The organism is Estrella lausannensis (genome assembly GCF_900000175.1).
Classification (GTDB): Bacteria; Chlamydiota; Chlamydiia; order Chlamydiales; family Criblamydiaceae; genus Estrella; species Estrella lausannensis.
In genome coordinates this window covers 45,389-55,469 of record NZ_CWGJ01000014.1, presented here as the reverse complement: position 1 = coordinate 55,469, position 10,081 = coordinate 45,389, and the positions used below count along the sequence as shown (strand labels likewise).

The following is a 10,081-nucleotide window of genomic DNA, read 5'->3' as shown; positions in this document are numbered from 1 at the left end:
AAAATTCTTAAGGCCCTTCTGGCTAAATTCCAATTCTTTAAGTTGTTTCGGTATATTGGATTAAAATGCTGAAAATCTTTCAGATTTTAGGACAGTCTCTTATAGCCCCCGCACGTTTTCGGTTTGGGGGCGGGCTATCTAGCTTTTGAAACCGACCTTTTTAAACACCGGACGGCTCCTCTCTCTCTTTCTGTAAAGAAGGTAGGCAGCTACGAGCAGGAGGAAAATTCCCCAGACGATGAGACGGGGGGTATTGAGAAAAGGGTAGGGTTGCTGATTAGGAAAGCCGAACCGCTCGCCGGGCGGCCAGATCAAAAGACTCGGCGCTCCCTGCAGGTTGCTCTCCGGAACAAAGCCAAAGATACGGCTATCGGCGCTCATGGCGTGATTGTCGCCGAGCACAAAGTAGTGTTTTTCCGGGATGCTCAATCCGAATTTTTCGATGAAATCGCGGTCAAACTTGCCCTCTTTAATGGGAGCACCCCGGTCGATGAATGGCCTGTAGGGCCTGTCCTTGGGTGAAAGAGACTGCTTTTCTTTTTCCTTTTTGACAAACTCTTTTAGAACTGGATCGTCTTTAGTCAGAATGGGCGATCCCATCAGATAGAGGTTTCCGTCGCGGAAATAGGCGTAGCGATGGGGAAACAGGCGGTTTCCATCGGCGCTGGGCTCATAAAAATTTAAAAAATCAATGCCCTGGTTAAACAAGAGTTTAATATAACGAGGGTCCTTGTTGTAGAGCGGGGAGCTTTGAGGCAGCTCTTTTGATATTCCCCAAAAGCCGATCTGGTGGGCCTTGCCGTAGTAAAACTCGTATGTGCCGTCGGGTATGCCCGTCATTTTAGGGTTTGAGGGTGTGAAGGGTCCGTTCTCTACGCTGTATCTTTTGGCAAATTGATTTTTGACGTTGAAGCGGGCGGTGTAGAGGTTCTCTAAGATTTTTTGCAGGTGCACTTCGCTTAGCGGAATATAGGAGTGTTCAGGATCCAGCAGGATGCCAAAGGAGAGGTCTCTCTCCGTGAATTTTGGCTTGGGATAGGTAAGGCTGGGGGAGTGGGCGAGCTCAAGAAAGAATGTTCCCTCTGTGGCCTGTTTGCTCTTCCTGACGCTTTCAGGCAATTGATCCCTGGTGATGATCCTTGCCATGGCGAAATTGCCGATGCCGAAAAAGTCGCCAAACTCCTCCGGTTCATTCTTTTTTTCGGATGCGAGTTTCTCCCGTTTCCAGTTCTCTCCGGTATTGATCTCGCCGACGAGTCCTTCCTGAGGCAGATAGAGAATTTTTCCGATGGGCATATTCATATGCTTGAGAACTATTTCAGTAGAGGACAGGGAGGCCGGCTTTCCTTCGAAAGAAAGGAAGGGGATATGCTCTAGTTGCTGCATTGACTTAGCTTCGAGCAGCTCCCGGATTTCATGGCCGTTCTTGTCAATTCCATAGATTTTCCCTCCGTAAAAGTAGAGGTGATCCCCTGGCTTTCCGATCATGCGCTTGGTGTAGCGTTTTTTTGCCGGAAACAGTCCAAAATAGGTGGTGTCTGTGTCGGGCAGATCGATGCCGTCGCCGGAAAAAATGATGACCCCGCCTCTTTCCACCAGCGCAGGATCGAAGTAGAAGTGTTTAGTTTTCAGAGGGATATTAATGCCGAAGGCTGTTTTGGAAACGGTTAAATCGTCTTGTTCCTTAAAGGTGGGCCGCATGGAGCCGGTCGGAATCTCATAGATCTCAAACCAGCTTTGGCGCACCACGGTTGCGATGGCGAGGGCTAAGAGAAGGGCTACGGCAAACTCCTTAAAATAGTCGAAGAAGTTTTTTTTGAAGTGGTTGGCGATGAACCTCTCTACCCATTGCGCGAGCTCGGAAGCTTTTTGGCGGTCTTTGCCAAGACATGCCTGGTCGAGCTCTTGCAGCTTTTGTTCAAACGACTGCAGCGCCTCTTTGGCAAGGGATCTTCCCTTTTTTTTATATAATCCATAAGCGTGTGAGAGGATATGGTGGCTTTTGGAAAGGGTATAACCCTTGTTTTTGGAAAAAAAGGGGAGGGCGCACATAAGTTATTGATCCTGTATTTCGTTACTTGCTGTTTGTGGATATACCGAGACTTTCTCAAAGCCAAAATCCCAAGTTTTGAGATACTTTCGGTATAGTCTTAAAACCCCGCTTTTCAATGGGGCATCGCATCGCGTTCTGTTCCCGAGTCCACGATGTGCAGCTTCGCCTTGCCGATCATCCCGCTGATTTCCATATAATAGGGAAAATAGGAAGGGTATTTCTGTCCCTCCTGCGGCAGGTAGATCTCGACAAACTTGCCTGAAAGGTCGCTTCCGTCATGGGGCCAAAGAGCTGTGAAGGCATCAAAATTGACACCTTGGACAACCGTTCCCTGAAAGACAAGGCGCGGCTGCCATACTTTTCTTGTATCCACGGGGCCGGAGCCGAACACCGGAGGGCCGACGCGGCGCCTTTGACTATCCGGGATTTTTTTCAGGTTGAGGTTGAGCAGGGTCGTTAAAAAAGCGTTGCCTTGATTGACGGAAAGGGAGGTGTGATCTGTCCTGGAGGCGATCTGAAGAAACCGGCCGCTTTTCAAGTCGATTTTATACACGACGTGGCTGGCTTTTAGAGGGAATCCTCTCTTCGCCCACTCAGCGAATGATAGCTTTTGACAGCTGAAGTTTTTACAGGAAATGGACACCTCTTCGAGGTCCACCGTTTCCGCTTCTTTGTTTTGCACCCGGAAGTAGGTGTAATTTTTATCAAAGGAGAGCGTAAGCCAGTCTCCTCGGGAGGCTCTTGAGATGTTTTCCTTCAGAATTTCGCCGGGATATGCGCAGATTGTGCAGAGGGTCATTAGAAGGATGAGCATCATGTGCATAGGAGTTCTCCTACAGATTACCGGTTAGTGATGGCGATTGCCCATAAACTTAGTCATCGCTCCCTTTAAGAGCGAGATTAAAATGGATGACCGCTTAAAACAGTCTCTTCAATAGCCTGTCTTGAAATTCAAATCAGCAAACAAAGCATATGATTTCAGTTTTAGTATAGGTTCTAAGCCTCATTTAGCAAACAAAGCAGGCGCTTTCCGTGTTAGTGTGGGCCCTACGGAGCAAGGTAGTGGGTTAAATTTGAGATTTGCCATAGAAGTCGGAAAAAGATTTTTTTATTGGTTGTAAAGATTTCTTTTCTTTTCGCGAACGGTGTGTTATTCCTATCCATTGTATTTTTTCTGACCGAAATTCGTAAAGGAGAAACGACCTTATGAGGAAGCTGAATATGAAATTGGCTTTGGCGGCTTTGCACCTCTCTTTGCTTGCGATCCCCCTGACTTTAAGCGGTGAGGAGGCAGAAAGCAAGGATTCGTCCTGTGGTGGAATGAGCCTTGAAGTCGGTATAGACTTTATTTATTGGAAGCCATGTGTCGATGACCTGGATTTTGCTTTGGTCAGCGACGATATCATCGACCCGGAGGCCCCAGCCCCCCTGGTTGCTGAGAGCGGCGCCGTTGTCGGCAAGTACCGCTATCTGCATCCCCATGGTCAGGGAGGAGTGAAGGCGCGTCTTGGCAAAAGCGATATCTGGAATGGATGGGATTTTTTCTTTTCCTATACCTATGCGGCCTCCTCAGCTTGTGGATGCGCGCTGGAATCTCCTCCAGGACATGCCTGGCCCACTCTGATGCATGCGCAAAACACATTTGCCGGCAACAGTGTGTGCGGGAAATATAGATTGCACTACCAGGAATTTGATGCCCTTCTTTCGCATAAAGTCGATTGCGGCGCTTGCGGTTATCTCGTTCCCTTCTTTGGCTTTGACAGCCTTTTCCTGTATCAAAATCTTAAATCGGAAGCGACCGACGTAGTCGATACCATCATCGGCAGATCCAACTGGAGATCTGATCTTTCGGGAGCTGGTCTGAAGGTGGGTTGCGAGTACAGGTTCGAAATTACCGACGGACTTGGAGTTTACACCAAGGCATCGGGAGCGTTGCTTGCTGCGCAAGATTGTTCGCACTACAGAAGCGAGCGCGAAAATATCGAGGAAGGGGTGAACGTTCCTCTGTCTGAAGGGGAGCTAAAGTTCAAATCCAAAGAAAATATTATCGTTCCCGGTTACGCTTTGGGAATCGGCGCTTACTACAGAATGGAGTCGGAAGAACTGAAAGCCGGCATCCATATCGGGTATGAGTTCGTTCAGTGGTTCAATATCCCGAACCAACGCCGTTTTCCGGCTGGTGGAGAAAGTCTTGCGAGACACTACTCCAACACAACGTCGCAGCTTGGATTCCACGGAGTTACCGCGGGATTTGATATCGGCTTTTAAGGCTTGGAACAAAGGACTTATTGTCCATTTTAGTTAGCGAAAAGTGAATCAGGATCAATAGAATCAGTTTACCCATGCAGGAGAAAAATATGAAAAAGTGGCATGTCACCGCATCCAGGGCTCTATTTGTTGCCGGGATGCTGGTTCTGTCGTCGCCCCTGTCCGCCAATCAGGAAACGTGTGCTTCCGCCAATCAGGAATTGTGTGCATTGCGGTGTGGATGCGGTATTGAGGCAAGTGTCGAATTTCTTTATCTGAAGCCCTATGTCGATGACTTGGACTACGTCTGGAAATCGAAAGAGGGGATTGTCAATTTCGGAACAGATACCGCCGATGGTAAAGGGCGCTATAACTATGTCCATCTGGACTGGGAGCCGGCCTACCGCGGCAGCTTGCTCATGCGCGATCTTTGGTGCGGAATCAATATGGGCGCTTCTTACACTTACCTGGAAGCTTCCGATTCCCACTCTACTTCGGCCGAAGGCACGGAGGCGCTCTTTCCGACAATCAGCCATGGAGGTTTTGATATTTCCAATATCAACCATGCCAGGGGAAAATGGGGCCTGACTTTCCAAACAGGCGACATTCTGCTCTCCTATGATTTTTGCTGCGAAGGCGGTCATCGCGTCACTCCTGCTGTGGGTGCGACCATCGTCGTCTTGGATCAAGACATCAAAGCACGCTATCAATCCGATCTTACAGGGGATGAAGCGCTGTATAACTGGAAATCCGGCTACACAGGCTACGGACTTAAAGCGGGCGCCGATTACAACTACAAACTGACGGAATGCTTTGATCTTTATGCCAAAGCTTACTGCAGCTTAGTCACCGGTGACTCCGACGAAGATGTTAAAATCGCAAGGACTCTGAACACAAGTGGGCCTACTGACCTGACTGATTTGAAGTTGAAGTCGCATGAGTGCCTGTTCGTGCCGGGGTATCAACTGGCCGTTGGCGTGCTGTTTCATGAGTGCTGGTGCGGTATCGACGTGGGCATGCGCCTCGGCTGGGAGTTTATGGCCTGGCATGGCGTTGCCAATCCCGGACGCTTCACGGATGACGGGATTCGCATCGGTACAGGAAGCTCGAGGTCGACGACTACTTTGGGTTTCCAGGGACTTTCTGCTGGCTTACAGGCCAGATTTTAATGGACACCCCTTCTCGGGCGCACAGAAACTCTTCGAGGCGTGCACCGCGAGCTTGGGAAGAAATGTTTATGAAAAGAATCGTTTAAGGAGCACACACTATGAAAAAAAGGATCAGAGCTTTTTGCGTCGCATCGCTTAGCTTAAGCTCGCTGGCCTCTGTAAACACGCTCTCCGCATTTGACCGCTACGACCCTTGCTGCGAGAACGAATGTGGAGGCCTTCCCGCTATCTACGCGGAGGCGGAATATCTCTTCGTGAAACCTTGTGTCGACGATCTCGACTGGGCTGTGAAGTCCTCGCAAAACATCGCCGGGGACTTTAATGTCACAGGGGAAGGGTCTGTCAAGCACCTTGACCCGGGCTGGAAGAGCGGTTTCCGCCTGAAGGTAGGAAAAGATGATATCATCGAGGATTGGGGCGTCTCTCTCGGATACTCCTACTTAAAGGGTGAGGAGTCCGCTAAGGAGACAAGGCCTGAGGGCGGGACTTTACTGCCCACGATGATCCATCTTGGCAATTTGGGGGCGAGCGCATTCAATGCGGATGAAGCGAGAGCCAAATGGAGCTTGAGGATTCAGACTATCGATATCTTGATAAACCATCCCATGCAGTGCAACGAGTGCCATCTCTTCAATCCGTATTTTGGCGCTGAAGCTCTGATACTCAATCAGATGATTAAATCTGAGTTTTTAGCGGGCCAAGAGGATCTTTCCTCGAGATGGGAGTCGGATTACTGGGGTGTGGGTGTTGTCTTAGGGATGCGCTACGACTGGAAGCTGACGTCGTGCTTTGGTTTCTTTGCAGATGTTTCCGGAAGGATCATCCGTGGAGACGCCGACATGGATGATCACTTCAGAACCAATGTCTTAGATGCTTTGGATCAAGATTTTAAGTTCCGATATAACGATTGTCTGTTTGTGCCGGGCTACAAGATCGCAGTGGGCTTCAGCTTCAACCAGGAGCTGTGCGGCAAGAAATTCAGGCTGGATGCCGGCTATGAATTCATGCGCTGGCACCACCTGCCGAATCCAAGACGCTACGTGACAGGCTCTGAAGGGCTTCCGATCAGCACTTCGCCCTCCACGTCTGCTCTGGGGCTTCATGGGGCGCTTATTGGCCTGCAAGTGAATTTTTAATTGCAAACATGAGACGGATTTTTTAAATTGAGCGGGAGTTTTGGCGACCGCTTTTTTTGAAAAGGTTAGAAAACAAAAAATAGAAATTTTGCAAAGTTATTCACTGTGACAAAAAGCAGTGAAGATCAACGGGATCGGCTTCTCAACCTCCTAGAGGGGATCTGAAACTGATAGAAAAGTAAATGATCAAAAAAAAATTCTTTGCAAAAGAAAGTCTAATCATGATATTGATTGCTTCAAAGAAATAAACTCCAAAAATGGTAAGGAGAAAAACATGAAAAAACTGAATAAAAAGTTAGCCCTGGCTATGTTGTCCCTGGGTTTTGCTGCTCTGACGCCTAGCGTTGCTAGCGCTGACAGCTGCGCTCCAAAATCTTGCGATCCTTGCAACACATCATCGGACTGCTGGTCCTTTGATGTAGGCGTGGATTTCCTCTACTGGAAACCTTGCGTTGACGATCTCGACTACTCCGCAACAGTTTCTGGCGAAGTCGGCAACATCGACAATGCTTTAGAAGTTCGCTATAACAGCGTATGCCCCGATTGGGAACCTGGCTTCCGCATCACTTTGAAAAAAGAAAGTGCCTGGAAGAGCTTCGACCTGAGCTTCTCCTACACATGGCTCGATGCGGGTGATTCCCAGTCCTCCCATGGCGGCAATGGCGAGCGCATCGCTGCTGTTGGTCTGCACCCCTTCCTCGTGGATGAAAACTCCCCAACAGGATTCTATGATTTAGGAAAAGGTAAGTGGGAGCTGAGCTATCAAACATTTGATGTGTTGCTCTCCTATCCTTTCCGCTGCGGCTCCTGCCACACAATCACTCCGTTCTTCGGCGTCGAAGTTGCTAAGTTGGATCAAGAGTGGAAAGCTGCATACGAGTACCAAGCCAGCACAGGTCCTGCTGAAGTCGCTGCCCTGAAATGGGAGTCTGACTACAGAGGCGCCGGTTTGAAGCTTGGAACAGATTACAACTATCTGCTCTGCGACGGCCTCAGCCTGTTTGCAAGAGCTTCCGGAACAATCTTGATCGGCGATGCCGACACGACAAACCGTCAATCTGCATTTGAAATTAACGCAGACGGAACGATTGTTCCAGAAACAGCAAACTACATCGAATTTAAAGATGACGACTGCTGCCACGTAGTACCAGGCTGCCACCTGCAACTCGGTCTTCAGTATGAAGACGAAACATGCGGCTGCGAGTACAAACTCCGCCTCGGCTACGAAATGGTGAAGTGGTACAACCTCCAGAACCCAAGAAGATGGTTTGAAGCAACTGATGGTGGAAACATCGCTCAGTCGACACACTCCAACACAACAACTCTTGGATTCCATGGCCTCCTGGCTGGTGTAGAATTCAAATTCTAAGCTAAAGCCTTTGGCTTAAATTCACTGACAAGGCCGCCTCCGGAAAGTCGGAGAACGGCCTTGTTTCATTTCTAAGGTTTGAGCACGATTTCCATCCTCACTCGGTTCCTTCCACCACTCATCTCGAAGCTGCATTCGATTGTTTTCTTCTTGGCATTGTTTTGAGGTCTCTTAGAGGGCGTCCAAAACACGCATTAGTATGCTTGTCTATTCATAATTTATAAGCTTCGACATAAACTCAGAAAGTTGGTTATGCAGCACCCTGGTCGCAATAGTACCGCTCCACGTGAAATGATGACTCGTACCCGCCAGGTTCTCAATAGCGCCAGGGATTGGGTCGAGAGGGGTGCAACAGACTAACACAAATACTATTAGTTTCAAGTCAGCCAAGAGGTGCTGGAGGATTGGAATCTAAGAATTTCGTGAAAGTTGATTAGCGGTGAGATCCGCGTATCTTTCAGTTCACACGTTCCATTGAAAAGTCATGAGGATTGTGAAATTGCTTTCGTAGATCGGAAGGTGATCTTTAATTGATTGTGGATTAATGAATTGCTGATTTGGCAGTGCAGCCTTTTAGATGCCGATGGGGCAATTATGTCTTCCTAAATCGTGAAGTTATCTGCTCGTTGAGCCGTTCAAAACCCTGTGATGCGTAGATTTTTTTTCCTTTTGTAACAAAATTCTGTTCCCATAACAGCGGTTTGTGCTATCGATATGAATGGTGATTTTTTTTACGGCGTTAAGAATATCAAACAAGGATAAATGATGAAGAAAATGAATAAAAAATTGGCCCTCGCTATATTGACGCTGGGTTTTGCTGGACTGATGCCTTCTGCTGCAAGCGCTGAAAGCTGCTATGCAGATAATTGCGCTCCTAAGAGCTGCGATCCCTGCAACACAACATCAGACTGCTGCTCGTTTGATGTAGGTGTGGATTTCCTCTACTGGAAACCTTGTGTCGACGATCTCGACTATGCTGCAAAAGTTCACGGCATAACTTCCGACATCGACAACCCTCTTCATGTTGACTACAAGAGTGTTTGCCCTGAGTGGGAGCCTGGCTTCCGCATTACCCTGGGTAAAGCACAGGCTTGGAAAAGCTTCGACTTGAGCTTCTCCTACACATGGCTCAATTCGGATGATTCCCAGTCGACTCATGCTGGTAATGGCGAGCGCATCGCTGCTGTAGGTCTGCATCCTTACCTCGTAACTGGTAACGAGGCAACAAATAGCTTCTATGATATTGCAAAAGGCAAGTGGGAACTTAACTATCAAACATTTGATATCTTGCTCTCGCACTCGTTCAAATGCGGCTCCTGCCACACAATCTCTCCTTTCTTCGGCGTAGAGATTGTTAAACTCGATCAGAAATGGAAAACGGGCTATGAGTACCAAAACGAGCAAGGTCCTTTTGAAGTCGCTGGCTCGAAGTGGAAATCTGACTACAAAGGCGCTGGTTTGAAGTTGGGAACAGACTACAGCTACGCACTTTGCGAAGGTTTGAGCCTGTTTGCAAGAGCCTCCGGAACGATCGCGATTGGCGATGCGACCACAACAAACCAACAGGTTGCATATGAGTTCACTATAACAGAAGGTCAACCGATCTTAGGTGATGAGCACTACATCGACTTTAAAGACGATGATTGCTGCCACGTAGTTCCAGGATACCACCTCCAACTGGGTCTTCAGTATGAAGATGACACATGCGGCTGCGAGTACAAACTCCGCCTCGGTTATGAGATGGTCAACTGGTACAACCTGCAGAACCCAAGAAGATGGTTTGAGAACACTGAAGAGGGAAACATCGCTCAGTCGACACAATCCAACACAACAACCTTGGGTTTCCACGGTCTCTTAGCTGGTATCGAAGTGAAGTTCTAAGCTAGTTTATAGCTTATAATTTCCCTGTTTGACAAGGCCGCCTCCAAAAAGTTGGAAAGCGGCCTTGTTTATTTTTAAGAGCAGAAGCTCTTCGCCTTAAGATTCATTCATCTCAATTTCCCCCTTCACATCCCCTTATAAGACATTTTTAACCGGTTTCGTTTCTTACCTATTGAAGTTTATTTTCTTCAATGAGAACGAGCTGAAAGCTTGCAGCTCCAATTCA

General features: G+C 48.2%; 7 protein-coding genes. 5 read left to right on the top strand and 2 right to left on the bottom strand.

All coding sequences use genetic code 11. From position 1 onward, the window contains the following. Positions 1-138 precede the first annotated feature (138 nt). Together lepB and ELAC_RS06625 are read right to left on the bottom strand one after the other, a co-directional pair. Positions 139-2,052 carry a signal peptidase I gene (lepB, locus tag ELAC_RS06630; protein WP_098038506.1) on the bottom strand — a complete coding sequence of 638 codons (1,914 nt, stop codon included), beginning with the start codon at positions 2,050-2,052 and terminating at the stop codon, positions 139-141. 113 nt (positions 2,053-2,165) lie between these two features. After that, positions 2,166-2,876 carry a hypothetical protein gene (locus tag ELAC_RS06625; RefSeq protein ID WP_098038505.1) on the bottom strand — a complete coding sequence of 237 codons (711 nt, stop codon included), beginning with the start codon at positions 2,874-2,876 and terminating at the stop codon, positions 2,166-2,168. A gap of 383 nt (positions 2,877-3,259) precedes the next feature. Between ELAC_RS06625 and ELAC_RS06620 the strand changes: the two genes are divergently transcribed. From ELAC_RS06620 to ELAC_RS06600, 5 genes are all read left to right on the top strand, one after another. After that, entirely contained in the window at positions 3,260-4,321 is a 1,062-nt protein-coding gene (locus ELAC_RS06620) for an Lpg1974 family pore-forming outer membrane protein (protein WP_098038504.1), read from the top strand. An 89-nt stretch (positions 4,322-4,410) separates the two neighbouring features. Next, the gene (locus ELAC_RS06615) at positions 4,411-5,469 is read left to right on the top strand and encodes an Lpg1974 family pore-forming outer membrane protein (RefSeq protein ID WP_098038503.1); all 1,059 of its coding nucleotides are present in this window, start codon (positions 4,411-4,413) and stop codon (positions 5,467-5,469) included. A gap of 98 nt (positions 5,470-5,567) precedes the next feature. Next, positions 5,568-6,605: an Lpg1974 family pore-forming outer membrane protein gene (locus tag ELAC_RS06610; protein WP_098038502.1), complete on the top strand. Its 1,038-nt coding sequence runs from the start codon at positions 5,568-5,570 to the stop codon at positions 6,603-6,605. A gap of 274 nt (positions 6,606-6,879) precedes the next feature. Further along, positions 6,880-7,974, top strand: coding sequence for an Lpg1974 family pore-forming outer membrane protein (locus ELAC_RS06605; RefSeq protein WP_098038501.1), 1,095 nt, complete (start codon positions 6,880-6,882; stop codon positions 7,972-7,974). A gap of 774 nt (positions 7,975-8,748) precedes the next feature. Continuing rightward, a complete protein-coding gene (locus ELAC_RS06600; RefSeq protein WP_143406465.1) occupies positions 8,749-9,855 on the top strand; it encodes an Lpg1974 family pore-forming outer membrane protein in 1,107 nt (368 codons plus the stop codon). The last annotated feature ends 226 nt before the right edge of the window (positions 9,856-10,081 follow it).